The organism is Labrys wisconsinensis, from assembly GCF_030814995.1.
GTDB lineage: Bacteria > Pseudomonadota > Alphaproteobacteria > Rhizobiales > Labraceae > Labrys > Labrys wisconsinensis.
This window is the reverse complement of sequence record NZ_JAUSVX010000011.1, coordinates 142,418-168,866: the sequence shown is the minus strand read 5'-3', so window position 1 is coordinate 168,866 and position 26,449 is coordinate 142,418. Positions and strand designations below refer to the sequence as shown.

Genomic DNA, 26,449 nt, shown 5'->3' with positions numbered 1-26,449 from the left:
ATGACCGACATCATCCGCACCCCGATCGAGGAGATGCCGACCAAGTCCAAGGTCGCGATCCACCGCTTTCCCGGCGGCGGCGGCTTCCTCTGGTGCGTCGCCACCGCGCGCGACCTGACGCTGGACCTGCCCGGCCAGGCCGAGGACGCGCTCGCGGTCATCGACGGCTATCTCCGCGACCACGGCCTCGACCGGACCCGGATCATGCGGGCCGAGGTGATCGTCACCGACCATGGCCGCAAGCCCGAATTCGACGCGGTCTGGGCGAAATGGATGCCCGCAGGCTGCGGCCCCGTCCGCTCCTTCGTGCAGTCGGTGATGCCCGACGGCGACCTCGTCGAGATCATCATGACGGTGGCGCTGCCGGCCGATTTCTGAGGGAGGTCTTCGATGCATCCCCGCTCGATGCCGGTGAAGCCGGGCCGCCTGCCGCCCGGCGCCTATGGCCATACCCGCGGCGTCGTGAAGCGCAACTATGCCGTGATGCCGCCCGAAGGCATCATGGACAGCTACCTCCCGCGCTGGGAGAAGACCATCGTGCGCTTCCAGGCCGCGCCGCAGCTCGGCGCCCGCTTTGCCCAGGCCCTGCTCGAGATCGCGCCGGACGGCGGCACGTGCGAAGCCTTCGGCGACGGCCTGGAGCGGTTCTTCTACATCACCGGCGGGCCGGTGATGCTCACGGTCGAGGGCACGGCCTTCCCGCTCGACCGCGAAGGCTTTGCCTATCTCCCGCCGGAGACCCGCTTCTCCCTGCGCAATGACGGCCCGCAAGAGGCCGCCGTGATCGGCCTGAAGCGGCCCTATGAGCCGGCCGGGCTGCCGGTGCCCGAGCCGATCGTCTCCCGGCGCTCCGCGGTCGAGAAAGTCAACCACAACGGCACGGAGGGCCGCACCTGGGAGCACCTCCTGCCCCATGGCGACATGCGCTTCGACATGGAGATGAACATCCTGTCCTTCGCGCCAGGCGCCCATTTTCCCGATGTGGAGACCCACATCAACGAGCACGGGCTGGTGATGCTGGAAGGCCAGGGCATGTATCTCCTCGACCAGGACTGGCACGAGGTCTGGCAGGGCGACTTCATCTGGATGGGCCCCTATTGTCCGCAGCTGTTCTACCCCACGGGTTGGACCCCCTCGGCCTATCTCCTCTACAAGGACGTCAACCGTGACGTCCGCTTCTGAGCCGAGCCGGGACGACGCCGACATCGCGATGGCGCGTCTCGACGCGCTCGCGGCCTGCACCGACGAGCCCGGCCGGATCACGCGCCTCGCCTTCTCGCCGGCGTTGCGCGACGCCAATGCCCGCGTCCTCGCCTGGATGCGCGAGGCCGGCATGGCGGCTGGGATCGACGCGGCCGGCAATGTCGTCGGCCGCTGGGAGGCGGAGACCGCCGGCGCCTCTGCCGTGATGATCGGCTCGCATCTCGACACCGTGCGCGACGGCGGCCGCTATGACGGGCCGCTCGGCGTGGTCGCGGGCATCGCCGTGGTCGAACGGCTGCGGCGCGAGGGCCGCCGCCTGCCCCTCGCCGTGGAGGTGATCGGCTTCGCCGACGAGGAGGGCGTGCGCTTCGGCGGCTCGATCCTCGGCAGCGCCGCCGTGGCCGGCACGCTGGCGCCGGACTGGCGGGAGCGGCGCGACGCCGACGGCATCGACGCTGCGACGGCGCTGCGCAGCTTCGGCGTCGATCCGGACGGCGTCGGCGCCGCCAGCCGGCGCCGGGATCCGCCGGCCGCCTATCTCGAGCTGCATATCGAGCAGGGACCGGCGCTGGAGGACGCGGATGTTCCGCTCGGCTGCGTCACCGCCATCGCCGGGGCGACGCGCCTGCTGGTCACCGTCGACGGCACTGCGGGGCACGCCGGCACCGTGCCGATGCGTCTGCGGCGCGATGCGCTCGCCGCCGCCGCCGAATGCGTGCTGGCGGTCGAACGCCTCTGCGCCGGCGCCGAGGCCGTCGGCACGGTCGGCCACCTGCGGGTCGCCCCCGATGCCGTGAACGTCATCCCCGGCCGGGTGCGCTTCTCCGTCGACATCCGCGCGGCGCAGGACGAGGTCCGCACCAGGCTCGTCGACGCCGCCCTGGCGGAGTTCCAGGCGTCCGCCCGGCGCCGCAGGGTCGAGCTTGCCTGGCAGGTCACCAGCCGGACCGAGACGACGCCCTGCTCGCCACGCCTCGTCGAAGCTCTGGCCGGGGTCCTCGCGGGCATGGGCCTGCCCGCCCCACGCCTGGCGAGCGGCGCGGGCCATGACGGCATCGCCGTGAGCGCGATCACCGAGATCGGCATGCTGTTCCTGCGCTGCGCAGGCGGCATCAGCCATCATCCCGCCGAAAGCGTCACCGTCGCAGACGTCCGGCTCGGCATCGAGGCGCTCCATCGCTGGAGCCTGGCGCTGCGCCGCGGCTGATAGCGGCTCGCCGGCGAACAGGCTGAGGGCCGCAAGCGGCGGCGCCTCTCGATCGGCTCCCCGACATCACAACCTCACGGTGGATCGGGCTCCGGCTTCATGTCGACCTCGCCAAATAGGTCAGTACTATTGACTTATTTGCCCAAGGTGCGATGCTGCCGCAAAAGCCGATGGAGGACCCCATGGTGACGGAAGCGGCCTTTGCCACGCGCGCGGGGCGCATGAAGGCGTCGGAGATCCGGGAGCTGCTGAAGCTGCTCGACCGGCCGGACATCGTCTCTTTTGCCGGCGGCATTCCCGATCCCGCGCTCTTCCCCGCCGAGGCTTTCGCCGAGGCCTATCGGCACATCCTCGCCGGCGAGGCCGGACGCGCGGCCCTGCAATATTCGGTGAGCGAGGGCTACCGGCCGCTGCGCGACCGGCTGGTCGGGCAGATGGCCGGGCTCGGCATCGCCTGCACGGCCGACAACGTCTTCATCGTCTCGGGCTCGCAGCAGGCGCTCGACTATCTCGGCAAGCTCTATCTCTCGCCCAGCGACACCGCCCTCGTCACCACGCCGACCTATCTCGGCGCGCTGCAGGCCTTCAACGCCTATGAGCCGGCTTATGACCAGCTCTCGCCCGGCGGCAACCGCACGGCCGAGTCCTACCGCCAGGCCGCGGCCGCTGCGGGCGGCCGGGTCAAGCTCGCCTATCTCTCCGCCGACTTCGCCAACCCGACCGGCGAGACCCTGGGCCGGGAGGGCCGCGAGCGGCTGATCGATCTCGCCGAGGAGCTCGACGTCGCCTTGGTCGAGGATGCCGCCTATCAGGCGCTGCGCTATGACGGCGAGCCGATCCCGCCCATCCTGGCGCTCGAGCTCGCCCGCAAGGGCGGCGACATCGAGCGGACGCGGACGATCTATTGCGGCAGCTTCTCCAAGACCCTGTCGCCGGGCCTGCGCGTCGGCTTCGTCGTCGCCAGCCGGGCGGTGATCGGCAAGCTGGTGCTGATCAAGCAGGCGGCGGACCTGCACTCCTCCACCATCAACCAGATGGCGATCGCCGAGGTCGCCGCCGGCCAGTTCGGCGAACAGGTCGAGCGGGTCCGCGCCGTCTACAGGCGCCGGCGCGACGCCATGCTCGCCGCCCTCGCCCGGTACATGCCGGCAGGCGTCGCCTGGACGCGACCCGAGGGCGGCATGTTCGTCTGGCTGACCCTGCCGGCCGGCCTCGATGCGGCAGCGCTGCTCGCCGAGGCGGTCGAGACGCAGAAGGTCGCCTTCGTGCCGGGCCAGGCCTTCCACGCCGACGGCACTGGCGCCAACACGCTGCGCCTCAGCTTCTCCTGCGCCGACGAGGCGGCGATCGAGGCGGGCATCGCCCGGCTCGGCGGCCTGCTCGAAGGGGCGATCGGCCGGCGCGCGGCATAGCGGCTGCGCGCCTGGATCACGATTTCCGATCCAGATCATCGAGAGATATTATTTTCGCGAGGCGAGCTCACCCGGCATTTCGACATGAGCAAGGCTTCGCTGTTCGACGCGAAGTCCGAGCAGCGCCCGTGATGGCGAGGAGACCCGCATGACCGCCTTCGACGCCAAGACCGTGATCGCCTCTCTCACCCATGCCGAGAAAGTCGACCTCCTCAGCGGCTTCAACATGTGGAAGACGCGGGCGATCGAGCGCTTCGGCATCCCCTCCATCGTCATGACCGACGGCACCTATGGCGTGCGCTATTCCGTCGACCAGATCGACAACGACATGAAGGGCGGCCAGGACTTCGACGCCTTCCTCGGCGTGGTCAACCGCCGCGCCAACGACGTGCAGACCGCCTGGGGCACGATGAAGGCCGCGACCTGCTTTCCCAACGGCTCGAGCCTGGGCTGCTCCTGGGACGTCGACCTCGCCCACGAGCTCGGCGCGGCCCTCGCCCGCGAATGCCAGGCGCTGGGCGTGCATGTGCTGCTCGGGCCGGGCATCAACATCCGCCGCACCCCGCTCGGCGGCCGCGCTTACGAATATTACGCCGAGGACCCGGTGCTGACCGGCGACATCGCCGCCGGCGTCATCAACGGCATGCAGGACGGCGGCGTCGGCGCCTCGCTGAAGCATTTCGCCTGCAACAATTCCGAGGTCGAGCGCACCACCATGGATTCGGTGGTGGAGGAACGAGCGCTGCGCGAGATCTATCTTCTCGGCTTCGAGCGAGCCGTCGCCAAGAGCCGGCCCTGGACGGTGATGAGCGCCTACAACCGGCTCAACGGTGTCCAGGCCGCGGAGAACCACTGGCTGCTCACCGAGGTGCTGCGCGAGGACTGGGGCTTCGAGGGCCTGGTCATGTCGGACTGGCAGGGCGTCAAGGACCGGCCCGCCTCGCTCATCGCCGGCAACGACCTCGACATGCCGGAGAGCTCGACCCGTAAGGAGGACCTGCTGGCGGCGATCGAGGCCGGCACGGTGCCGATGGCCGTGGTCGACAGCGCCTGCGAGCGCGTGCTCGTCCTGGTGGGGCGGGCGCTCGCCGGCGAGGACCGCCGGCCGTGCGACTTCACCGCCCATCACGCCCTCGCCCGGCGCTTCGCGGCGGAATCGATCGTGCTGCTGAGGAACGAGGACGGCCTGCTGCCGCTCGATCCCGGCAAGGCCGGCCGCATCCTGGTGATCGGCGAGAGCGCGACCGAGGCGGTGATCCAGGGCTCGGGCTGCGCCACCACGACGCCGACCTTCGTCGACCGCCCGCTCGACGAGATCCGCCGCCTCGCCGCGCAGGTCGACCATGTCGTCGGCACGTCCGACGATCCCGCCCGCCATGAGGCGCTGCGGCAGGAGGCTCTGGCGGCGGCGGCAAGGGCCGACACCGTCATCGTCTTCGCCAACACCATCGTCGGCTATGACGGCGAAGGCTCGGATCGCCGCGACCTCGCGCTCGCGCCGGGGCAGGATGCGCTGATCGCCGCGCTGGCGGCGGCGCATCCGAAGGTGATCGTCGTTCTCGCCAATCCCGACGCGGTGGCGATGCCCTGGCTCGATGCGGTCGGAGCCGTGGTCGAGACCTTCTTCTCCGGCCAGGGCATGGGCGCGGCAGTGGCCGACATCCTGTTCGGACGCGTGAGCCCGTCCGGCAAGCTCACCACCACCTTCCCCAAGCGGATCGAGGACATCCCGGGCTACCCGACCTATCCGGGCGAGAACGGCCGGCACCTCTATTGCGAAGGCATCCATGTCGGCTACCGCCACTACGACAAGCGTGGCATCGAGCCGCTGTTCCCCTTCGGCTTCGGGCTGAGCTACACCAGCTTCGCCTATGCCGATCTGACCCTCGACCGCACGCGCGTCGGTCCCGGGGAGGGCCTCACCGCCAGCGTCTCCGTCACCAACACCGGCGCGAGAGCGGGCAAGGAGATCGTCCAGCTCTATCTCCAGCCCACGGCCCCGCGCCTGCAGGCGAGCCCGCGCAACCTGCGCGGCTTCGTCAAGGTGGCGCTCGAGCCCGGCGAGACCAGGCGGGTGCGGATTGCCCTGACGGCCCGCGACTTCGAGGCCTTCGATCCGGCGCGGGGCGGCTGGGTGCTCGACACCGACGTGGTCACGGTGGCGATCGGCGCCTCCTCGCGCGACATCCGCCTTGAGGCGCGCGTGCAATGCGATGCCGGCGTCGTGCGTCACCGCCCCGTCGCCTGGGACACGCAGCCGATCTTCATCCTGGAGAACCCGATCGCACGGAAGGCCTTCGCCGGCTTCCTCGCCGGCAAGCTGGCGGTGAACGAAGCCGACGCCGAGCGCTTGCTCGAGCATTGCCGCAACTCGTTCTTCGGCATCGTCACCTCGCTCGACCGGCGGCTGCGCCTGCGCTTCGACCGGGACGAGGTCGAGGCGCTGATCGCCAGCATCAATGCCGGGATGCGGGCGCTGGAGCAGCAGCCGGCTCTGCGCGACGCGGCGGAATAGGGCTGGGGCGCCGCGACTATCGGAATCGCCTCGGCGAGTAGGCGGCAATGTCGCTTTCGCGAGCGGTGCCGGTGATGATGCCCGTCACCAGCCGCGCCGTTTCCGGCGCCGAGGCAAAGCCGACATGCCCATGCCCGAACGCATGGACCACGTCGGGCGAGCGCGTGCTGCGCCCGATGACCGGCAACCCGTCCGGCAGCGATGGCCGACGCCCCATCCACGTGGCCATCTCGCGGCTCCCGGCGCTGCCCAGGATCGGGAAGGCGTCGGCCGCCAGATCCCGCAGGACCTGGAACCGCAGCGGATTGGCGGGTTTCTCCAGCCCGGAGAAATCGACCTGGCCCGTGATCTTCGTCGCATCCCCGACCCTTCGCACGGTGATCTTGCGGTCCGTGAGCAGGAGGCGGTTGCGCAGCGCCGGCGCCGGGCCGGGAATGACGATGTGGTGGCCGCGCTCGGCCTCGAGCGGGACCCTGTCGCCGAGCGCGGCTGCCAGCGTGCCCGACCAGGCGCCTGCCGAGACGACCGCCTTGTCGCAGGCAATGTTTCCGCCCTCGGTCTCGATACCGGTCAGACGATCGCCGTCGAAGCTGAAGCCCAGGGCTCTGCCCCGGCGATGGACGACCCCGTTCGCGACGAGGAAGCGGCCGAGCGCGGCGACGAACTTGCCGGGGTCGACACAATGGCCGCCCTCGACCAGCGCGCCGAACCCGTAGATATCGGGCGTCCCCGGCTCGACCTCGCGCAGGGGCCCCTCGTCGAGCTCGATCCACCTGGCACCGAGCTCCCGCCGCAAGGCCCACGGCAGGGCCTCCCGCGCATAGGCTTGCCGGCTTCTGTACAGGAACAGAAGGCCGCTCGGCTCGATGAGATGCGAGGCGCCGATCTCGGACGCGATCTGGCGGTGCCTGTCCGGGCAGCTGCCGACGAGACGGCTCAGGGCCCGTGACGTCGGCCTGACGCGCTCTTCGGTCGCCCCGTTCCAGATGAACCGCGTCAGCCACGGCATCAAGCGAGGAAGCCGCCGGATATCGACGGTGAGCGGCCCCCTGGGATCCAGCAGCATGCCCGGTATCATCTTCCAGAGCCCCGGCATCGCGCTGGGGATGACCAGGCTCGGGCTGAGCCACCCGCCATTGCCGAAGCTGGCCGCCCGGGCGCTGCCCGGCTCTTCCGGATCGACCAGGGTGACTGCGTATCCGCTCCGAAGCAGCGAATAAGCCGTCGTCACACCGACAATGCCGGCCCCGACCACCGCCACATGGGTCATTTGCGCCATTTCGTGTCTTGTCCAGCCGTTGACGCGCAGCGCGGTCGTCGACCTGCTCAGAGGGTTGCGGGCAGGAGCGCTTGCACGTCGCGGCGCATCGCCTCGAGGGCGGGCTCCGGAGCGACCGTCCGTGCGGCGACCGATCGCAGATGCTCGATCATGACGTCGGTGATCTCCGCGGTGTTGTCGCCGGGATAGCTGTACCAGCCGGTGAGCTGCCTGCTCCGCGCCAGGCCGGCCCGATGGTTGGGATGCTCCGCATAGAACCGCCCGAGCCGCTCCGGCGCCTCGACCGCATCGGGATCGACGGGGATCGCGCCGGTCGCCTTCACGACGAGGGTCTGAACCTCCGGGCTCGACATGAAGCGCAGGAAATCCCATGCGGCAGCCTGGCGCGCAGCATCCCTGGTGAAGATCACGCCGGTTCGCCCGCCTGCCGGCACCCGCCCTTCCGGCGAGGTCAGAGGCCACGGCACCGTGCCGATCCTGAACCGATCGCCGGCCTGTTGTTCCAGGCCGGCGAGCACGTTGTTGGAGGTGGCGAGAACCCCGATCATGCCGGCACCGAAGGCTTGCAGCGCCTGCGACTGGGTCATGTCCACCATGCCGGCTTCGCCAAATCCGCGAACGACCTGAAGCGCGGCGAGGCCTTCCGCTCCGTCGAACGCGACCTTGCGGCCATCCGGCGTCGCCATGCGCCCGCCCTGCGCCGTGACGAGCGCCTGGAACGTCCAGGCGGCGCCGAAGTCGAAGAAGCCACCGACGAGCCTGGAGCCCAGCGCCGTGATCTGCTTGGCCAGCGACAGCAGTCCCGGCCAGTCCTGCGGGATGGCATCCGGAGCAACGCCCGCGCGCGCAGCCAAATCGAGATTCACCATGCAGATCGGCACGGATATCTGGAAAGGTATGCCATAGACGATGCCATTGACCCGGCCGACCCGGCCGACCGCCGATGTCCCGACGGCGGACCAATCGGGATCCGAATTCGCGAAGGCGTCGAGCGGCTGCGCGATCGTGCTGCGCACCAGGCGCGCGACGTGATTGTTGGCCTGGAACGACACGTCCGGCAGGCCGCCGGTGACGGCCCGCAGCAATGTCTGCTTCAGGTGGGCGTCGTGGTTCTCCGGCGTCGGGCGCAGAAACTCGACGATCGTCGTGCCGCGCCGGGCATACAGCGCACCGGCCTGCGCCATCAGCTTGTCGAATGCGCTGGTGGAATAGGAAGCTTTCAGCGTCATCGGCGTTTGCGCGTGGCCGCGCCCGGCCGACATCGCGGCGGGCGCGGCGAGCATCGCGGCAAGGACGTCGCGGCGGGACGGGGACCCCATGGATCTCTCCTCAATCCAGACTGCGCCGGCCTTTCACGCGGCTGTGCCGCCACCGCGAGCGCCCGGCGCGTCGGACAGCCCGCGGTCTCGTGTCGCCTTCACGCCGGCCCAACCGCCGTCGAGATAGATCGTCGGGCCGACGGCGACCCGCCGCAGGACCTGCTCGTAGTCGCCGAGGCCGGCGGTGACCTGTTCCGACCGGACGGCCGGGCTCGCATCGGCCGACGACTCGTCGTCGACGATCTCGGCAAGCACGCGCCCGGTCATGCCGGCCGGTGGCGCGATGCCCAGGATCCGCAGAATGGTCGGCGCCAGGTCGCAGATGCCGGACGGCGTGCTGGACACGAACCCGGCACCGCGGAACGACGAGCCGGCGACGACGCCGACGGTGGCCAATTCCTTCGGATGCAGTCCGCCGTGCACGCCGAGGCCCGCTCGCCGGTCATTGTCGTAGAAGGTGCCGCCGATGAGACCGAACGGATCGACCGTGTCGTCGGCGCGGAAGGCGAAATAGACATCCGGCGCCCTGTCATGGTCAGCGAAGACCAGATGCATTCCCAGGCTGCCCCGGGCGATGCCTTCGACCTCGTTCCTCGGCCTGGTGAAGACCGGTCCGCACCAGGGCAGGCCCACGATGGACTCGACCAGCCGGGTCACCTGCGAGGGATCCGGATCCGTCAGATAGAGCGAGCCCACCTGTCCGGGCACGACGACGACGTCGACGCCGATGCCGGGCGCGACACCCGGCGAATAGCCGGCCCGGCCGAGATCGCCGACGACCGAGGCCCTGGTATGGGCGGTGATGTGGCCATGGTCCGACATGACCATGATCTGGACGCCGGCATCCCGGCCTTCGCCCTCCCACCAGTCGATCAGCCGGCCGAGCTGGCGATCGCAGAACGCGATGATCTCGCGCGTCTTCGGCGCCCCGGTGCCGTTGAGATGAGAGCTGGTGTCGGGCTCGCCGAAGGACAGGATGGTCAGGTCCGGCGCAAAACGCGGCCAGATCAGGCCCAGGAACGCGGAGGTCAGGAAGTCCTGTGCTTCAAAGTCCGGTTCGCCCCGCGGCGGGACCGGCGGCAGCCGGCCGAACTGCGCCTCGGCTGCGGCCAGGACGTCGGCAGGGGTGCACGCTTCCCGGAAATGACCGGAGAGCCTGATATGGCCGAAGTCTTCGGCCTTGTGATGAAAGAGCCGCGTCGTGCCGGCCGTGTTGCTCGCCAGCACCGCCATGCTTCGACCGGCCGTCGCAAGGATCTCCCCCAGTGTCGGGGTCGTCATCAGGCGGCCGGCGCTCTCCCGGTTCAGCCGGTCGAGCAGAACCGCATCGGCGGTATCGACATAGCGGTGGGGCGTCGCCAGACGATCCACGTATTTGTTGCCCACCATGCCGTGACGGCTGGCGGTCGCGCCCGTCACCAGGCTCGGAAATGCCACGCGCGTTTCACTGGGATAGCCGGTCCGGTGCCGCGCGAGCGTCGCACCGACATCCTGCAGCCGGCAGATGTTCGGCGTCAGGACACGATCGATCAGATCTGGCCGGAGGCCGTCAAAACTGACGACGACGACCTTGCGGCTGCCTGGCTTCATGCAACTGATTTCGCTCGCCGTGGGAAGAGATTGGCTCGACTCGAAAGATCATCCAGGCTCGGCGCGGCACATCTTTCAACGTCTTGTTCGACGATTGTGCATTTGCATTTGCAAGTAAAGCATGTTCTCCTAACATGTTGGTTAGGAAAACTGACATGCGGAAGCTGCCATCCCTCAACGCGCTGCGCGCTTTCGAGGCAACCGCCAGGCGGGCGAGCGTGACGCAGGCGGCCACCGAGCTGGGCGTCTCTCACAGCGCCGTCAGCCAGCAGATCAAAAGTCTGGAAGAGTATTTCGGGCAAGCCCTCTTCCTCAGGCGCGGACGCAGGGTGGAGCCGACCGAAGGAGCCCGGCTGCTCCTCGAGGAGCTGAAAATGGCGTTCGATCGCATGGCCACCGCATGCGACCAATTCAATTCCCGGAACGGAAGCACGACGATCACCGTCAATGCGACGCCCTCCTTCGCGATGCGGTGGCTCATACCGAAATCCTCGCAGTTCCAGATCCAGAACCCGTCGGTCAAGGTGGTCGTCGAGACGTCGACGTCGGACGGCATCGATCATCTGAACAGAAGCTACGACTTCATCTTCAGACGGGTTCCCATGGAAAGATTGGACTGCAAATGTCAGAAGATCGTCGAAGACCATTCGACGGCCCTGATGTCTCCGAGCCTCGAGGTGGATTGCCGGGATCCCGGCACGTTTCGTCACCAGACCCTGCTGCACCTCAAGTCGCGACCGGATGCCTGGCGGAAATGGTTCGAAGTCAGCGGCATCCCCCTCGAGGAGACGCCGCCCGGCCCATATTACGAGCATTTCTTCCTGTCCCTTCAGGCGGCCATCAGCGGCCTCGGCATCGCGATCGGACCGCTCTGCCTGGTTCGTGACGACATGGCCGGCGGACGCCTGGTCGCGCCATTCGCCGACCGCACCGTGGCGGGCCCGGGGTTTCACACGCTCTATCCGGCGATCGCGATGCGCAGCAGGCACCACCGCGCCTTTCTGGAAGCCCTGGTGGAAGCCGGCCGAGCGGACGACGCCAAACCCGCCCTGTGACGGTTTCATGTCAGTTTAACTGTCAAGCTTGTTAGAACTTCGGACTGGCGGCCATCCCAGCGGCGCGCCATAGAACTGCGCGAGCACGCGCAGCGAGCCGACGCAAACGCTGCCGGCGGCGGCGCCCCGGCGTTTCAGTCCGCGCCGGCTCGGACCTGGGGGCGAGGCAGGACAAGCCATGACAATCCTTGCGCGTCGCATCGGCCAGATCCGCCCCTCCGAGACGAAGGCGATGACCGCCAGGGCTGCGGCGCTGCGGGAGCAGGGCAGGGACGTGATCACGCTCAGCGCCGGCGAACCCGATTTCGACACTCCCGGGAACGTCGCCGGTGCCGGCATTCGCGCCATTCAGGAGGGCCGGACACGATACACCCCGGTGGCCGGCATCAAGCCGCTGCGGGCGGCCATTCGCGACAAGCTGCTTCGGGACAACGACCTCGGCTATACGCTGGACCAGATCACGGTCGGGTGCGGGGCCAAGCAGATCGTCTTCAACGCGCTCTTCGCCAGCCTCGATCCCGGCGAGGAGGTGGTCATTCCCGCGCCCTGCTGGGTTTCCTACCCCGACATGGTGCGGCTGGCCGGCGGCCGGCCGGTGATCGTGGATTGCGCCGAGGCCGACGGCTTCAAGCTCGATCCGGCGGCGCTCGAGACGGCCATCGGACCCGCCACCAAGTGGCTGCTGCTCAACTCGCCCTGCAATCCCACCGGCGCCGTCTACAGCGAGGCCGAGCTGGTCGGGCTCGCGGCAGTGCTGCGCCGCCACCCGCATGTCTGGGTTCTCGCCGACGACATCTACGAGAAGCTGGTCTACGGACCGGCGCGCTTCGTCAGCATGGCACGCGCGGCTCCCGACCTGTTCAGGCGCACGCTCGTCGTCAACGGCGTCTCCAAGACCAATGCCATGACCGGCTGGCGCGTCGGCTATGGCGCCGGACCGATCGAGCTGATCGAGGCCATGAACGTCATCCAGGGCCAGACGACGTCCCACACCAGCTCGATCTCGCAGCATGCCGCGATCGAGGCGATCGCCGGCGACCAGAGCCATGTGCCGCGCTTCGCGGCCGAGTTCGAGACGCGCCGAGACCTCGTGGTCGAGATGCTCAACCGGGCGCCGGGGCTGACATGCCGCATCCCGGACGGAGCGTTCTACGTCTTTCCCAGCTGTGCCGGCGTGATCGGCCGGCGGACGGCCTCCGGGCGGATGATCGAGACCGACACCGATTTCGCCATGTATCTGCTCGAGGAAGCCGGCGTTGCCGTCGTCCCCGGCTCGGGCTTCCTGGCCCCCGCCTATGTCCGCATCTCCTATGCGTCCGCGACGGAGGATCTCGTCAGGGCCTGCGACCGCATCATCGCCGCATGCGCCAGGCTCTGCGGGGAGAAGGCGGCCTAAGCCAGGGCAGACGGTCGGGCTCACGGATGAGCCGCCGCGCTCCCCGGCGCCGGCAGCCGGATGCGCAGACCGAGGCGGCGCCCGCAGCCCTGCGTCGCGATCCACGGCTCATGCCGGCCTGTGAGCCCCAGCGACCGATGTCGCGATTCGCGCGAATTGCAGCGCGAGCGGCACCGGATTGGCCGGGAGGGCGACGGAGACCTTGCACGGGGGCATGTCCGCGATCGTCGGGAAGGCCAGCCCGGGCCTTGCATAGAAGCGCCCCGCCGCCGCGGCCGTGATGCTGATGCCGCGCCCGGCGGCGACGGCCTGAAGCTCCGCCTCGAATGTCGGAGCCTCGTGCACCACGTTCGGCGGCCGCCCGTCACGAAAATCGCAGGCGAGCCAATAGTCCCGCCAGACGCCGTGCCCCGGTGCAGCGACGATGGGCTCGTCCAGGAGCTTGAAGACGCTGACCGTGGGAGCCCGTGCCAGCGGATGCCCCGCGGGCAGGCAGGCGACGCAAGGCTCTTCGAGCAGCGTGACGAATTGCAGCGCACCATCTTCGATCGGCGGCCGCAGGATAGAGACGTCGACTTCGCCGAAGATGCCCGCCTCCGGCATCGAGAAATCATATTCCTTCAGGATCAGATTGACGTTCGGAAACTGGTCTCGAAAAGCGCGAATGACCGACGGGACGAGATCGACCGCGGCGCCGATGAGATAGCCGACCCGCAAGGTCTCCCGCAGTCCGCGGCCGAGGGCGCGGGAGCGGTCGACGAAGGCCTGGTAGCGGTTCAGGATATCGCGCGCTTCCTCCAGGAGGGACGCTCCCGCGTCCGTCAGGCGGACCTGCCGCGTGTCGCGGTCGAACAGCTGCACGTTCAGGATCGCTTCGAGCTGCCGGATGGTCTGCGACAAGGCCGGCTGGGAAACATGCAGGCGCTCGGCCGCTCGAACGAAGTTCAGCTCCTCGGCAACGGCTGCGAAGGCACGCAAATGCCGGAGATCAGCGCTCATAAGCGGGGCAAATAAGTCAGGTGGAAAATCGTCTTTCTCACCATGCAGCACGCATGCCTACCGTGCAACCCGGCCATGCAATTGCGCCGGCCGGAGGGAAACATCATGTTGCAAACATCTGCTCTTCGTCGCCCGGGACTGGAGCCGGGCAAGTCAGATCCGGTCGGCACGGCGGAAAGACCGGAGAAGCTGACCCTGGTGAAGGCGCTGGGGTCTTACGTCTGGGACGACCAGGGCCGGCGCTATATCGACTGCACGTCCCAGGCATGGTCCAACAATCTCGGCGCCAATGATCCTCGGGTGATCGAGGCGGCGATCGCGCAGATCCGCCAGATCACCCATGCGCGCCCCAACTTCAACTCGGTTCCGCTGCTGGCCTTGTCCGCCAAGCTGCGGGAGATCGCTCCGGGCGCCCTTCACCAGGTCGGCTACTGCCTCCATGGCAGCCTGGCGACCGAAATGGCCATGAAGCTCGCCTTCAAGAACCGGCCGGAGGCGAAAAACCTCATCGTCCTCCAGGACGGCTATCACGGCAGGTCGCTGGCGACGCTCGCCGCGAGCTGGCCGCATCCCGACAATCCGTTCCTGCCGATCCAGCCGCGCTTCGCCCGCGCCCCGCGTCCCGATACCTATCGTCCCCGCAAGGGCCTCACGCCTGAGCAGGACGCGGCCCTGTGCCTCGACCTGATCGACGACATGATCGGCAAGGGGCTCGACGGCCCGGTCGCGGCCGTGATGATGGAGCCGATCCAGGGCAATGGCGGCCACAACGAATTCCCCCGCTCCTTCTACACCGGACTGCGCGATCTCTGCGATCGGCACGGCATTCTGCTGATCTGGGACGAGATCCAGTCCGGCTTCGGACGCCTGGGGACGATGTGGGCGTCGGACTATTACGGCGTCGTGCCCGACATCCTCACCTTCGGCAAGGGCGTCGGCGGCGGCTTCCCCCTGGCAGGCATCCTGGCCGACGAGAGGCTGACATGGTTCGACGAAGGCGAGGACGCGCTGACCTTCGGCCATTTCCCGGTCTCGCTGGCGGCCGCCCTGGCCACGGTCAACGCCATCCAGAGCGACAAGCTGTGCGACCGTGCCCGGGAGCACGGCGACTATGCCACCTTGCGGCTCAGGGAGATGCAGGCCCGCCGCCGGCTGATCGGCGATGTCCGCTGTCCCGGCCTGATGGTCGCGATCGAGCTGGTGACGGACCGGACGACCAAGGAGCCCGCCCGGCGCGAAGCGCAGGAGGTGTACCGCCGGGGCCTCGCCAAGGGCGTGCTGTTCGGCGAGAGCCGCTATGCCGGCCTCGGCAACCTGATCAAGATCAAGCCGCCGCTCGACATCGCCCGCGAGGACCTGGCCAAGGCCCTGGACGTGCTCGACGAGGTGCTCGGCGATATCGAGGGAGGGCGTCCGTGATGACCTCGATCGATGCCCGGCTGGAGCTCTCCCCGGCGCCCGCCGCGGGGTCGGCCGACGACGCCGATCTCGCCGCTCTCGGCTACAAGCAGAAGCTGCACCGGACGATGGGACCGTTCACGTCCTTCGCCCTGGCCTTCTCGATGGTGTCCATCAACACCGGCGTGGTGACCCTGTTCGCCGATCCCTTCACCCGGGTCGGCGGCATCGGCATCCTGCTCTGGCTGCTGGTCATTCCGCTGGTCGCCTGCATCGTGGCGGTCTACGCGCATCTCTCCGCCCGCATTCCCGTCACCGGCTACGCCTATCAATGGTCGAGCCGGCTGGTGGGCAAGAGCTTCGGCTGGTTCACCGGCTGGGTGGCTTTCATCTCCTTCATCGCCGGCACGGCCGGAACCGCCTCGGCGATCGGCTCGGTGTTCGCGCCGGAGATCTGGGCGGAGCCGACGCAAGGCCAGATCCAGATGCTGAGCATCGCGGCGACGCTGGTCGTCTGCGCCCTCAACATCTTCGGCATCAGGCTCGCGACGAGGATCAACGATCTCGGCGCCGTCATCGAGCTGATCGGGACGGTGGTGCTGATCGCCGTGCTGATCGGCGGCCTCTTCTATTTCTTCGGCAGCACGCAGGGCATCCATCTCCTGGTCGAGACCCAGCCGGTGAGCGGCCTGCCCATCACCTTCTCGACCGTGGCCCTGGCGACGCTGCTGCCGGTCTCCGTGCTTCTCGGCTGGGAGGGCGCGGCGGACCTGGCCGAGGAGACACATGATCCGCGCCGGACGGCCGCCAAGGCCATGATCCGCGCGGTGGCGATCTCCAGCGTCTTCGGCATCGTGCTCTTCACCCTGCTGGCGCTCGCCATACCCGGACCGATCGCGGATTTCCTGAAGGAAGCGGAGAACCCGGTCATTCTCCTGGTCCGGCGCCAGGTCGGCCCGCTCGGCGCCGATGCCATGATCTTCGTGGCGTTCGCCTCGATCTTCGCCTGCCTGATCGCCAACATGGCCGTGGCCACCCGCATGTCGTTTGCGCTGGCGCGAGACAACATGCTGCCCGCCTCGCAGTTCCTCGCGAGCGTCCACGAGCGGACGGGCACGCCGGTTGCCTCCATCCTCCTGATCACCGTCATCGCCATCCTGCTCAACCTGGCGAGCGGCGGCATCGTCACGGCGATCTATTCCATGGTCGGGCTGACCTACTATCTCACCTACTTCCTGACCCTGCTCGCCGCGTTCCTGGCCTGGCGTGCCGGCCGGATTCCGGAGGCGCCGGCGGGCACGTTCAGCCTCGGCCGCTGGCTGGTGCCGACCATCTTCGCCGGCCTTGCCTGGACGCTGTGCGTCGTCGCCACCTTCACGCTGCCGGAGGAGAGCCATCCGGCCGCGATCGTCACGCTGGTCGTCCTGGCGATCGGGACGCTGTGGTGGGCCCTCGTCCTGCGCAAGCGCCTGTCGGCGGGAACCGCCGGCCCGCCCGACCTGCTCTGACGTCGCCTGCCCCGGAAGCCGGCTGCTCGCCCCGCCCGAGCAGCCGGCGATCTGCGGCGGAGCGCCTCTACTCCGAGACCCGCGTCAGATAGGGCGCCACCGCCCGGGGCGTCGGGATCACCGCGACGATCTTCATCTGCGCGATGTTGCGGTTCATCGCCTCTTCCAGATGCGCATCGAGCATGGCCGCGGCCGCCTCGATCGCGCCACGGGCGAGAAGCTCGACGATCAGGCGATATTCGGCGATGGCGATGCGGTCGCGCGGCAGGCCGAGCTGGCGCAGCAGGCGCTCGGAGGCGGTGACCGGCAGCAGATTGTCCCGGATGAGCTCGCGCAGGCGCTCGTTGGGCGTGGCCATGACGCAGGTCTCGACCAGCCGCGTCTCCAGATCCTCCCGGTCCGGCAGCTCGGCGTCGGACGCCGCCCGCTCCGCCTCGGACAGGCTGTCGAGCAGGGCGGTCAGCCCCGAACGGTCGATGCGCGGCGCCGCCGAGACCAGGGCCGGCGGCTCCAGGATGCGGCGCAGCGCGAAGCGGTCCTTGATCGACTTCGCCGTCAGCGGGCCCGCGATCCAGTGGGAGCTCTGGTTCTTGCGCACCAGCCCGCGCTCCTGCAGCCGCCCGAGCACGTCGCGCACCACGGTGCGGCTGACATCGAAATGCTCGGCGAGCTCGATCTCGATGATGCGGTAGCGCCCGAACACCACGCAGGCGGCCACATCGGCCTCGATCGACTCGTAGATGCGCTCCCAGGTCGAGCGGCTCTGCAGCGCCTCGTCGATCGCCCGGGGCAGCACGAGGCCCAGCGCCTTGATGTCGGTGCGCAGCGGCGCGACGGGCCGCCCGGGCGGCCCGACGAGATAGCCGCGCCCCTTGAATCGGCGGACGAGTTGCTCGGCCTCGAGGCGCAGCAGGGCACGCTGGACCGGCGCGCGCGAGGTCTGGAAGATGTCGGCGATCGGCCCTTCGAGCAGCACGAGCCCTTCCGGCAGGCGCCCCGACCGGATATTGGCGCGCAGCACGTCCTCGACGATCTCGTAGCGCCGCTGTGCCGGCTGGCGCGGCTTCGACCCTGGCATCCCGGCAACCACCCTCCCCGCTCGCGTCGTCACCGCCATCGTCCTGTCTACCGCGTTTGCCCCCGGCCCGTCCCGGCGCACTATAAATTGTACTTTGCATACTTAGTTGATTTTTTGAGAGGCATCCCGGGAAATCGCCCAGCGGCGGCGCGCTCGCGCAACAGCCCACGCGCCATCGCGAGCCAGCCTCGGGTCGCACCACTCACGACCACCGCCATTCTCGCCGCGCACGCCCGCACCGATCGCGACCAAAATCACCCATGAATGCCAATACGGGACCGAAGACCGCACGGGAATGCAGCAAATCCCTCGCCGGGCACCCACAGGACCATCAGATCTGCTGCGCGCCCAATCTTTGAGCACGACGCCCAAGAAAGACTGTTGCATACAAAAATCGATTGTCATACGATCCCAAAAATCATTGCTGCAAAAGCAATGACCGGGTGAGCCAGCACAGTCGATTCAAGGACTATCCAATCGCTCGCAACGTCGTTGCGAGCGAAAGGCGACGTCTTGCGTCGAAATGTTCGGCAATCCCGCAAGAACAAGCCTTCTTTCAGGCAAACGACCACTCCGGAGGCCTTTTTGACAGATGTTCTCCACCTGTCCGACATTGGGAAATCCTACGGCGATCTGCAGGCGCTCGGCGGCATCGACCTGACCATCCCCGGCAACGCCTACGTGTCGCTGCTCGGGCCCAGCGGCTCGGGCAAGACGACGCTGCTGCGCGTCATCGCCGGCTTCGAGCAGCCGGACCGCGGCTCGGTACGGTTGAACGGCCGGCCGATCGGCCATGTCCCGGCGCATCGGCGCGGCATCGGCTTCGTCTTCCAGAACTTCGCCCTGTTCCCGCACCTCTCCGTCGCCGGCAACATCGCCTATGGCCTGGAGAACCGGGAGACCGGCGCGCTGACCGATCGCGCCGTGCTGCGCCGCAAGGTCGGCGCGATCATCGACCTGGTCGGCCTCCTCGGCCTGGAGGATCGCGGCGTCGCCCAGATCTCCGGCGGCCAGCGCCAGCGGGTCGCCCTCGCCCGCACGCTGGTCACCGAGCCCCATCTCGTGCTGCTCGACGAGCCGCTCGGCGCGCTCGACGCCAACCTGCGGGCTCGCATGCGGACGGAGCTGCGGCAGATCCGCGAGCGCCTCGGCGTCACCTTCCTGCATGTCACCGGCAGCGAATCCGAGGCGCTCGCCATGGGCGACACCGTGCTGGTGCTGGACAGAGGCCGGATCGCCCAGGCGGCGGATGCCGATACCATCTACAACCGCCCCGCCTCGCCCGCAGTGGCGCGCTTCCTCAATTGCTACAACCTGTTCGACGGCGCGGTCGACGGCGAGGCCTTCGTCGGGCCGGCCGGCCGCTTCGCCATCGGCGGCGGCCCGCGCCTGCCCGGCGGCGGGCCCGCCTATGCCGTGCGCTACGACCGCATCGAGGTCCGCCCGGTCTCCGCTCCCCCCGCGCCCGACGAGGTGCGCGTCGAGGCGGCCTTCGTCGCCTCCGAATATAGCGGCGCCGCGGTGAACGCCTTCTTCGCCCTCGACAACGGCCAGGTGGTCGAGGTGGAGGCCCATCTCAGCCACCGGCCGCCCGCCGACTATGCGCCGCAGCAGCGCTACGGCCTCGTCTGGAAGCGCGACCGCGCGCTCCTGTTCGCGTGAGGGCCGCCATGTCTCTCGCCACCCCCCGGGTCCGCAACGGAGACCGACTGGATGACGACGACCGGCGAAACCGCAGCGGCCGAGCCGGCGCGCTCTGCCCGCGGCAGGACGCCCTGGCTGCTGGCGCCGGGCCTGATCTGGATGGTGCTCTTCCTGCTCGTCCCCATCCTGATGATGGTCTATGTCTCGTTCTGGACCCAGACCACCTTCAAGATCGAGCCGATCCTCACCACCAAGAGCTGGGTCACCTTCTTCAGCAGCGAGACCTATCTCGACGCGCTCTGGACCACGATCCGCATCTGGCTGACGGTCCTGGCGGCGACCATCCTGGTGGGCTACCCCACCGCCCTGTTCGTCGGCCTGTTCGTCCGCAACAAGACGCTGCAGACCTCGCTCCTGGTCCTGTGCGTCATCCCGTTCTGGACCTCGTTCCTGATCCGCGTGCTGGCCTGGCGGCCGATGCTGGGCAAGGAAGGCGCCATCAACCTGATCCTGCTCAAGGGCGGCATCATCAGCCAGCCGATCGAGGCGCTGCTGTTCTCCGACCTGTCGGTGGTGATCGGCATGACGCAGATCTACTGCGTCTTCATGGTCGGCCCGGTCGCCTTCATGCTCGGGCGCATCGATCCCAATGTCATCGAGGCGGCGCGCGACCTCGGCGCCGGGTTCTGGCGCATCTTCCGCACCATCATCCTGCCCCTGTCGATGCCGGGCGTGGTCGTCGGCTCGATCTTCGTCTCGGTCATGGTGCTGGGCGAGTTCGCCACGTCAGCCGCCCTGTCGGGCCGCAAGGTCAATCTGCTCGGCAACATCATCGTCACCCAGGTCGGCTCGCTGAAATGGGCCTTCGCCGCCGTGGTCGGCGTGGTCCTGACCATCGTCATGGGTGCCGTCGTGGCGGGGCTGCTGCGCATCGTCGATCTCAGGAAGGAGCTCTGAGCCATGCAGGCGCGCGGCATCAAGCCAATCCTCGCCGTCTATACCGGCCTGTTCCTGCTCTTCCTCTACGGGCCCTTCGTCGTCCTGGCGATCCTGTCGTTCCAGACCGGACCGGAAGGCGGCCCGCAATTCCCGATCATCGAATGGTCGACCTACTGGTACCGGCACCTGTTCGGCCTGACGCCGCCCTCGCGCATCGCGCCGCTGCCGATCGACGAGAGCCTCGGGCGCTCGCTGGCGCTGGCCGTGATGACGATGGTCGTCTCGACCGTGCTCGGCGTCACCTCGGCCCAGGCCTTCCGCTCGAAATTCAGGGGCTCGGGCCTCGCCTTCTACCTCATCGTGCTCGGCATGATGGTGCCGGGCGTGCTCGTCGGCCTCGGCATGGCGCTGGTGGCCAACGTGCTCGGCATCGACCGGCACTGGTGGGGCACGGCCTTCGTCCTGCACGTGGTCTACACCTATCCCTTCGCCTTCCTGGTGATGCTGGCGATCTTCAACCGCTTCGACCAGAGCGTCGAGGAGGCCTCCTGGTCGCTCGGCGTGTCGCCGGCGCGCACCTTTCGCAAGGTGACCTTCCCGCTGATCTTCCCGGGCGTGCTCTCGGCGATGCTGTTCGCCTTCACCCTCAGCTATGACGAGTTCTCGCGCACCCTCTTCGCCTCGGGGCGGGACCTCACCCTGCCGCTGGCGATCTACGGCACGTTCTCGGTGGAGATCCACCCGAACGTCTTCGCCTTCGGCGTGCTCACCACCCTGTTCTCCTTCGCCCTGCTCGGCGTCTACGCCATCCTGATGGGCCTGTCCGTCCGGCGCAGCAGGCGCATCGCCATCCAGGAGGAGGCATGATGTCCGCCGACACTGTCGCAATCGTCACCGGCGCGGGCTCCGGGATCGGCAAGGCCGTGGCGCAGCGCCTGGCCGCCGACGGTTACGCCGTGCTGGTCAACGACCTCACCCTGGAGCGGGCGCAGGCCGTCGCCGACGCCATCGCGGCCAACGGCGGCCGGGCGCTCGCCGCCGCCGGCGATGTCTCCAGGGAAGATGATGTCGCGGCGATCGTCGCGGCGGCGCGGGCCGGCCTCGGCCCGGTGGGCCTGCTCGTCAACAATGCCGGCCATGTGCACCAGTGCCTGTTCGAGCATCTCGAGCCGGCGGATTTCGACCGGATGTTCGCCGTGCATGTCCGCGGCGCCTTCCTGATGATGCGGGCGGTGCTGCCGGCGATGCTCGCGGCGGGCCATGGCGTCATCGTCAACATCGCCTCGCAGCTCGGCCAGATCGGCGGCATCGAGCTCGCCCATTATTCCGGCGCCAAGGCTGCGATCATCGGCATGACCAAGTCGCTGGCCCGCGAGGTGTCGAGCCGCGGCGTGCGCGTCAATGCGGTCGCTCCGGGCCCGATCAACACGCCGCTGGTGCTGGCCCTCTCGGAGGACTGGCGCAGCCGCAAAGCGAAGGAGCTGCCGCTCGGCCGCTTCGGCGAGCCGGAGGAGGTGGCGGCCACGGTCGCCTTCCTCGCCTCGCCCGCCGCCAGCCTGTTCGTCGGGCAGACGCTCGGGCCGAATTCCGGCGACGTGATGCTGTGAGTGAGAGATCGGAGACCCCCATGACCAAGCCACGCACAGTCCTGATCACCGGCGGCGGCATCGGCATCGGCCGCGCCACCGCCAAGGCCTTCGCCGCGCTCGGCGACCATGTCGTGGTCACCGACATCCTGGAGGCGGAAGGCAAGGCCGTCGTCGAGGAGATCGGGGCGGCCGGCGGCTCGGCCGAATTCACAGCCCTCGACGTGCGCTCCACCGAGCGCGCCGATGCGGTGGTCGCCGACGTCGAGGCGCGCCACGGCGGCATCGACGTCGTCGTCGCCAATGCCGGCATCGCCCACCGCGTGCCGCTCGCCCGGCTCGACGACGACAAGTGGGACCTGACCTTCGACATCGATCTCAAGGGCATTTTCCGCGTGGTGCGCGCGGCGCTGCCCGGCATGCGGGCGCGCAAATCCGGCGCCGTGGTGGCGCTCTCCTCGATCATGGGGGTCGCCTATGGCTGGGACGAGCACGTCCACTATTCCTCGGCCAAGGCCGGCGTGGTCGGCCTGGTGCGCGGCCTTGCCGTCGAGGTCGCCCGCGACGGCGTCCGGGTCAACGGCGTCGCGCCCGGCTACATCCGCACGGCGCAGCTCCTCTCCAAGGAACATTCGCTCGGCCCGGAAGCGGCCGAGGCGGCCGGCGCCTTCATCCCCATGGGCAGGATCGGCGAGCCGGAGGAGATCGCCGACGTCATCACCTTCCTATCCTCCGCCGGCGCCCGCTACCTCACGGGCCAGACGCTGGTGGTCGACGGCGGGCTCCTGGTGGGCCGCTACTGAAAACAAAGCCAATCAACCAGAACCGGAGACGGAACCCCATGTCTGATTTGAGCGAGTTGACGCGCCGCTCCCTCCTGAAGCGGTCCGCGGGAATGATGGCGCTGGCGATGGGCGGCGGCACGCCGCTGCTCTCCTCCCGCGCCGCCTGGGCCGCGGGCACGAGCCTGGCGAGCGAGAGCCTGCGCACCATCGGCCTGTCGGTGACGGTGCAGGAGCGCATCCTGGCCGATTTCAAGGCCGCATCCGGCGTCGGCACGACCTCCGGCACCGCCGCGACCTTCCCGGACGCCCAGACCAAGATCCTGTCCGGCTCGAAGGACTATGACTGCTGGGAAGTGATCGCCGAGCGCCTGCCCTCGGTGGTGATGACCAACAATGTCGAGCCGATCGCGGCGTCCTCCCTCAAGAACTGGGCCAATATCCGCGACACCTTCACCAAGCCCAGCGACAAATGGGACCCCAAGGCCCAGATCACCGGCCAGATCTGGCAGGACGCGGGCCATACCTCGCTGTGGATGGTGCCCGCCGTCTACAATTACGATTCCATTGGCTACAACCCGGAGGTCCTGTCCGACGAGGAAGCCAACACCTGGGCGGCGATCTTCGATCCGAAGTGGAAGGGCAAGTCCGGCCTCAACACCGACCCGCTGATCGCCTTCGGCCAGGCCGTGATGGCGATGAACTCGCTCGGATTGTCGGCGGTCAAGAATCCCGGCAACCCATCCGAGGCCGAGATCGACGAAGCCGCCAAGTTCCTGGTGTCGAAGAAGAAGGATGGCCAGTTCCGCGCCCTCTGGGGTGATTTCGGCGAGCTGGTCAACCTGCTCGCCTCCGGCGAGATGGTGGTGTGCGACGCCTGGCAGCCGGCCGTCATGGCGGTGAAGGCCCAGGGCAAGGCCTGCAAATATGCCCGCCCGAAGGAGGGCTACCGCGCCTGGGCCATCGGCCCCTCGCTGATCGCCGGCTCCGCCAACAAGGAAGCGGTCAGCGCCTATGCCGATTACTGGCTCTCCGGCAAGCCGGGGATCACCGTCTCCGAGCAGGGCTATTACTCGCCGACGACCAACATCAAGGCCGAGATGGCGCCGGAGAAATACGCCTTCTGGTACGAGGGCAAGCCCTGGGTCGGCGCCACCGAGCGCGGCATCAAGGCCGGCGACCTGCGCGACGGCGGCAGCCTGGAGGAGCGCGCCGCCAACGTCGCCTACTGGCACCAGTGGCCCGACGCCTACGACCATCTCATCCAGAAATGGGACGAGTTCCTCAACGCCTGAGGCATCGTCCCGGGAATAAGTGAGCCGGCCCGTCATGGCCGGACTTGATCCGGCCATCCACGCGAACACAAACCAACGTCGAGTTCGCGTGGATGGCCGGGACGAGCCCGGCCATGACGGCGGAAAGCGCAGCGCGCCTGTCTCAGGACGCCTTTCAGGACCCTCGGGCTTTCCCCCTTCATGCCGCGCACGGAGCGATACGCGATGATCCACGACCTCCAACTGATCAAGGTCGGCAAGGTCTACGACAACGGCACCCCGGCCGTGGCCGGCTTCGATCTCGCCGTGGCCAAGGGCGAGTTCATCGCCTTTCTCGGACCCTCCGGCTGCGGCAAGACCACGACCCTGCGCATGATCGCCGGCTTCGAGGCGATCTCCTCCGGCGACGTGATGATCAAGGGCGTGCGCATCAACGACGTGCCGCCGGAGCGCCGGCCGACCTCGATGATCTTCCAGAACTATGCCCTGTTCCCGCACATGACCGTGCGCCGCAACATCGGCTACGGCCTGGAGGTCAAAGGCCTGCCGAAAGCCGAGCGCGACGCCAAGGTCGACCACATGCTGGCGACGCTCGGCCTGGAAGACGTGGCCGACAAGCGCCCGGACAAGCTGTCGGGCGGCCAGCGCCAGCGCATCGCCCTCGCCCGCGGCCTGGTGGTCGAGCCGGACATCCTGCTCCTGGACGAGCCGCTCGGCGCGCTCGACGCCAACCTGCGCAAGGCGATCCAGAACGAATTGAAGCTCTTGCAGAAGCGGCTCGGCGTCACCTTCGTCTTCGTCACCCATGCCCAGTCGGAGGCGCTGGCGCTGTCCGACCGCATCGTGGTGATGAACCAGGGCCGCGTCGAGCAGATCAGCCCGCCGCACCAGCTCTATACCCGGCCGAACACGCCGTTCGTGGCGCAGTTCATCGGCCGCAACACCATTCTCGACGGCGCCGTCGGCGGCATCGAGGACGGGCGCGTGGTGGTCGACACCCCGCTCGGCCGGCTCCGGGGCACGGCGAACGGCGCCCTGGCAGAAGGCAGCGCTGCCAAGATCGTCGTGCCCGCCGAAGCCATCGAGGTGCGCGCTGCCGCGGGCGAGCCGGCGGCAGGCGCGGGCAATGCGGTCGCCGCCACCGTCCGGCGCCTCGATGTCGTCGGCCATATCTCGCATCTCTCCGTCGAGCTGCCCGGCGGCCGCGCCCTCTCGCTGGAAGCGCATATCGACAAATATCCCCCCGGTGCCTTCGCGCCGGGCGCGGACATCGTCCTGGCCTGGAGCCCCGCCGAGGCCACGGTCATCCCGGCGGCGTGACAAGCCGTCCGTTCAAGAAAACCATGTTCTTCAACATGAAATGAGGAGACCTCACCCATGGCAAAGGAAATACTCTGCGGCTTCGGCATCGACGTCGACGCCGTCGCCGGCTGGATCGGCTCCTATGGCGGCGAGGATTCGCCCGACGACATCTCGCGCGGCCTGTTCGCCGGCGAGGTCGGCTCGCCCCGCCTGCTGAAGCTGTTCGAGCGCTTCGGCATCAAGACGACCTGGTTCATCCCTGGCCATTCCATCGAGACCTTCCCGAAGGAGATGCAGGCGGTCGCCGATGCCGGCCACGAGATCGGCATCCACGGCTACACCCACGAGAACCCGATCGCGATGACCCGCGAGCAGGAGGTCGAGATCCTCGACAAGTGCATCGACCTCGTGACGAAGCTGTCGGGCAAGCGGCCGACCGGCTATGTCGCACCCTGGTGGGAATTCTCCAACGTCACCAACGAGCTCTTGCTCGAGCGCGGCATCAAGTACGACCACTCGCTGATGCACAACGACTTCACGCCCTATTATGTGCGCGTCGGCGATTCCTGGACCAAGATCGACTATTCCCGCAAGCCGGGCGACTGGATGGTGCCGCTGAAGCGCGGGCGCGAGACCGACCTGATCGAGATCCCGGCCTCCTGGTATCTCGACGACCTGCCGCCGATGATGTTCATCAAGAAGGCCCCGAACAGCCACGGCTTCGTCAACCCGCGCGATATCGAGCAGATCTGGCGCGACCAGTTCGACTGGGTCTATCGCGAGATGGACTATGCCGTGTTCCCCATCACCATCCATCCCGACGTCTCCGGGCGGCCGCAGGTCCTGATGATGCTGGAGCGGCTCTATGCCCATATGGCCAAGCACCCCGGCGTCCGGTTCGTGACGATGAACGAGATGGCTGACGATTTCGCCCGGCGCTTCCCGCGCCAGAAGTGACGGGAG

At 68.4% G+C, this 26,449-nt stretch carries 22 protein-coding genes; 17 read left to right on the top strand and 5 right to left on the bottom strand.

Going from position 1 to position 26,449, the window contains the following annotated elements; all coding sequences use genetic code 11:
• From QO011_RS26005 to QO011_RS25985, 5 genes are all read left to right on the top strand, one after another.
• Window positions 1-378, top strand: a complete 378-nt coding sequence (locus QO011_RS26005; protein ID WP_307278626.1) for a Rid family hydrolase — start codon at window positions 1-3, stop codon at window positions 376-378.
• 12 nt (window positions 379-390) lie between these two features.
• The gene (gene allE / locus QO011_RS26000; RefSeq protein ID WP_307278623.1) at window positions 391-1,182 is read left to right on the top strand and encodes a (S)-ureidoglycine aminohydrolase; all 792 of its coding nucleotides are present in this window, start codon (window positions 391-393) and stop codon (window positions 1,180-1,182) included.
• Window positions 1,166-2,410: an allantoate amidohydrolase gene (locus tag QO011_RS25995; RefSeq protein WP_307278621.1), complete on the top strand. Its 1,245-nt coding sequence runs from the start codon at window positions 1,166-1,168 to the stop codon at window positions 2,408-2,410. The genes allE and QO011_RS25995 overlap by 17 nt, the downstream gene beginning before the upstream one ends.
• A 182-nt stretch (window positions 2,411-2,592) precedes the next feature.
• A complete protein-coding gene (locus tag QO011_RS25990) occupies window positions 2,593-3,822 on the top strand; it encodes an aminotransferase-like domain-containing protein (RefSeq protein ID WP_307278618.1) in 1,230 nt (409 codons plus the stop codon).
• Between the two features lie 148 nt (window positions 3,823-3,970).
• Entirely contained in the window at window positions 3,971-6,337 is a 2,367-nt protein-coding gene (locus QO011_RS25985; protein WP_307278616.1) for a glycoside hydrolase family 3 C-terminal domain-containing protein, read from the top strand.
• Window positions 6,338-6,353: 16 nt separating this feature from the next.
• On the opposite strand, the gene QO011_RS25980 is transcribed toward QO011_RS25985, so the two are convergent.
• From QO011_RS25980 to QO011_RS25970, 3 genes are all read right to left on the bottom strand, one after another.
• Window positions 6,354-7,607, bottom strand: a complete 1,254-nt coding sequence (locus QO011_RS25980) for an NAD(P)/FAD-dependent oxidoreductase (RefSeq protein WP_307278613.1) — start codon at window positions 7,605-7,607, stop codon at window positions 6,354-6,356.
• Window positions 7,608-7,663: 56 nt separating this feature from the next.
• A complete protein-coding gene (locus QO011_RS25975) occupies window positions 7,664-8,899 on the bottom strand; it encodes an extracellular solute-binding protein (RefSeq protein WP_307278611.1) in 1,236 nt (411 codons plus the stop codon).
• A 69-nt stretch (window positions 8,900-8,968) separates the two neighbouring features.
• Window positions 8,969-10,525: an alkaline phosphatase family protein gene (locus tag QO011_RS25970; protein WP_307278606.1), complete on the bottom strand. Its 1,557-nt coding sequence runs from the start codon at window positions 10,523-10,525 to the stop codon at window positions 8,969-8,971.
• 155 nt (window positions 10,526-10,680) lie between these two features.
• On the opposite strand from QO011_RS25970, the gene QO011_RS25965 reads away from it, so the two are divergent.
• Together QO011_RS25965 and QO011_RS25960 are read left to right on the top strand one after the other, a co-directional pair.
• Window positions 10,681-11,580, top strand: coding sequence for a LysR substrate-binding domain-containing protein (locus QO011_RS25965; RefSeq protein WP_307278603.1), 900 nt, complete (start codon window positions 10,681-10,683; stop codon window positions 11,578-11,580).
• A 178-nt stretch (window positions 11,581-11,758) separates the two neighbouring features.
• Window positions 11,759-12,976 carry a pyridoxal phosphate-dependent aminotransferase gene (locus QO011_RS25960; RefSeq protein ID WP_307278601.1) on the top strand — a complete coding sequence of 406 codons (1,218 nt, stop codon included), beginning with the start codon at window positions 11,759-11,761 and terminating at the stop codon, window positions 12,974-12,976.
• 108 nt (window positions 12,977-13,084) lie between these two features.
• On the opposite strand, the gene QO011_RS25955 is transcribed toward QO011_RS25960, so the two are convergent.
• Complete coding sequence (locus tag QO011_RS25955; protein WP_307278600.1) at window positions 13,085-14,026, bottom strand: LysR family transcriptional regulator; 942 nt, start codon at window positions 14,024-14,026, stop codon at window positions 13,085-13,087.
• Between the two features lie 54 nt (window positions 14,027-14,080).
• Between QO011_RS25955 and QO011_RS25950 the strand changes: the two genes are divergently transcribed.
• Both QO011_RS25950 and QO011_RS25945 read left to right on the top strand, forming a co-directional pair.
• Window positions 14,081-15,394, top strand: a complete 1,314-nt coding sequence (locus QO011_RS25950) for an aspartate aminotransferase family protein (RefSeq protein ID WP_307278598.1) — start codon at window positions 14,081-14,083, stop codon at window positions 15,392-15,394.
• On the top strand, window positions 15,394-16,881 hold the full coding sequence (locus tag QO011_RS25945) for an APC family permease (protein WP_307278595.1): 1,488 nt from the start codon (window positions 15,394-15,396) through the stop codon (window positions 16,879-16,881). Before QO011_RS25950 ends, QO011_RS25945 begins: the two co-directional genes overlap by 1 nt.
• Before the next feature lie 67 nt (window positions 16,882-16,948).
• Here the strand turns inward: QO011_RS25945 and QO011_RS25940 are convergent, their stop codons facing one another.
• Entirely contained in the window at window positions 16,949-17,959 is a 1,011-nt protein-coding gene (locus QO011_RS25940) for a GntR family transcriptional regulator (protein ID WP_307278592.1), read from the bottom strand.
• 585 nt (window positions 17,960-18,544) lie between these two features.
• Here QO011_RS25940 and QO011_RS25935 point away from each other — a divergent pair.
• The 8 genes from QO011_RS25935 to QO011_RS25900 all read left to right on the top strand — a co-directional run bounded on the left by QO011_RS25935 (window position 18,545) and on the right by QO011_RS25900 (window position 26,443).
• Window positions 18,545-19,621 carry an ABC transporter ATP-binding protein gene (locus QO011_RS25935; RefSeq protein ID WP_307278590.1) on the top strand — a complete coding sequence of 359 codons (1,077 nt, stop codon included), beginning with the start codon at window positions 18,545-18,547 and terminating at the stop codon, window positions 19,619-19,621.
• A gap of 51 nt (window positions 19,622-19,672) precedes the next feature.
• Window positions 19,673-20,560 (top strand): ABC transporter permease, encoded by an 888-nt coding sequence (locus tag QO011_RS25930; RefSeq protein WP_307278585.1) that lies wholly within the window; start codon window positions 19,673-19,675, stop codon window positions 20,558-20,560.
• Window positions 20,561-20,563: 3 nt separating this feature from the next.
• On the top strand, window positions 20,564-21,409 hold the full coding sequence (locus tag QO011_RS25925; protein ID WP_307278582.1) for an ABC transporter permease: 846 nt from the start codon (window positions 20,564-20,566) through the stop codon (window positions 21,407-21,409).
• Window positions 21,409-22,149 carry an SDR family NAD(P)-dependent oxidoreductase gene (locus QO011_RS25920; protein ID WP_370882006.1) on the top strand — a complete coding sequence of 247 codons (741 nt, stop codon included), beginning with the start codon at window positions 21,409-21,411 and terminating at the stop codon, window positions 22,147-22,149. Before QO011_RS25925 ends, QO011_RS25920 begins: the two co-directional genes overlap by 1 nt.
• A gap of 20 nt (window positions 22,150-22,169) precedes the next feature.
• Window positions 22,170-22,931, top strand: a complete 762-nt coding sequence (locus tag QO011_RS25915; protein ID WP_307278574.1) for an SDR family NAD(P)-dependent oxidoreductase — start codon at window positions 22,170-22,172, stop codon at window positions 22,929-22,931.
• Window positions 22,932-22,969: 38 nt separating this feature from the next.
• On the top strand, window positions 22,970-24,205 hold the full coding sequence (locus QO011_RS25910; protein ID WP_307278571.1) for an ABC transporter substrate-binding protein: 1,236 nt from the start codon (window positions 22,970-22,972) through the stop codon (window positions 24,203-24,205).
• A 204-nt stretch (window positions 24,206-24,409) separates the two neighbouring features.
• Complete coding sequence (locus tag QO011_RS25905; protein ID WP_307278569.1) at window positions 24,410-25,504, top strand: ABC transporter ATP-binding protein; 1,095 nt, start codon at window positions 24,410-24,412, stop codon at window positions 25,502-25,504.
• A 57-nt stretch (window positions 25,505-25,561) separates the two neighbouring features.
• On the top strand, window positions 25,562-26,443 hold the full coding sequence (locus QO011_RS25900) for a polysaccharide deacetylase family protein (RefSeq protein WP_307278566.1): 882 nt from the start codon (window positions 25,562-25,564) through the stop codon (window positions 26,441-26,443).
• Window positions 26,444-26,449: the final 6 nt, after the last annotated feature.

Coding starts and splice junctions, on each gene's coding strand:
- QO011_RS26005 (WP_307278626.1), top strand. CDS start 1: ATGACCGACATCATCCGCACCCCGATCGAGGAGATGCCGACCAAGTCC.
- allE (WP_307278623.1), top strand. CDS start 391: ATGCATCCCCGCTCGATGCCGGTGAAGCCGGGCCGCCTGCCGCCCGGC.
- QO011_RS25990 (WP_307278618.1), top strand. CDS start 2,593: ATGGTGACGGAAGCGGCCTTTGCCACGCGCGCGGGGCGCATGAAGGCG.
- QO011_RS25985 (WP_307278616.1), top strand. CDS start 3,971: ATGACCGCCTTCGACGCCAAGACCGTGATCGCCTCTCTCACCCATGCC.
- QO011_RS25980 (WP_307278613.1), bottom strand. CDS start 7,607: ATGACCCATGTGGCGGTGGTCGGGGCCGGCATTGTCGGTGTGACGACG.
- QO011_RS25975 (WP_307278611.1), bottom strand. CDS start 8,899: ATGCTCGCCGCGCCCGCCGCGATGTCGGCCGGGCGCGGCCACGCGCAA.
- QO011_RS25970 (WP_307278606.1), bottom strand. CDS start 10,525: ATGAAGCCAGGCAGCCGCAAGGTCGTCGTCGTCAGTTTTGACGGCCTC.
- QO011_RS25965 (WP_307278603.1), top strand. CDS start 10,681: ATGCGGAAGCTGCCATCCCTCAACGCGCTGCGCGCTTTCGAGGCAACC.
- QO011_RS25960 (WP_307278601.1), top strand. CDS start 11,759: ATGACAATCCTTGCGCGTCGCATCGGCCAGATCCGCCCCTCCGAGACG.
- QO011_RS25950 (WP_307278598.1), top strand. CDS start 14,081: ATGTTGCAAACATCTGCTCTTCGTCGCCCGGGACTGGAGCCGGGCAAG.
- QO011_RS25945 (WP_307278595.1), top strand. CDS start 15,394: ATGACCTCGATCGATGCCCGGCTGGAGCTCTCCCCGGCGCCCGCCGCG.
- QO011_RS25940 (WP_307278592.1), bottom strand. CDS start 17,959: ATGCCAGGGTCGAAGCCGCGCCAGCCGGCACAGCGGCGCTACGAGATC.
- QO011_RS25930 (WP_307278585.1), top strand. CDS start 19,673: ATGACGACGACCGGCGAAACCGCAGCGGCCGAGCCGGCGCGCTCTGCC.
- QO011_RS25925 (WP_307278582.1), top strand. CDS start 20,564: ATGCAGGCGCGCGGCATCAAGCCAATCCTCGCCGTCTATACCGGCCTG.
- QO011_RS25920 (WP_370882006.1), top strand. CDS start 21,409: ATGTCCGCCGACACTGTCGCAATCGTCACCGGCGCGGGCTCCGGGATC.
- QO011_RS25915 (WP_307278574.1), top strand. CDS start 22,170: ATGACCAAGCCACGCACAGTCCTGATCACCGGCGGCGGCATCGGCATC.
- QO011_RS25910 (WP_307278571.1), top strand. CDS start 22,970: ATGTCTGATTTGAGCGAGTTGACGCGCCGCTCCCTCCTGAAGCGGTCC.
- QO011_RS25905 (WP_307278569.1), top strand. CDS start 24,410: ATGATCCACGACCTCCAACTGATCAAGGTCGGCAAGGTCTACGACAAC.
- QO011_RS25900 (WP_307278566.1), top strand. CDS start 25,562: ATGGCAAAGGAAATACTCTGCGGCTTCGGCATCGACGTCGACGCCGTC.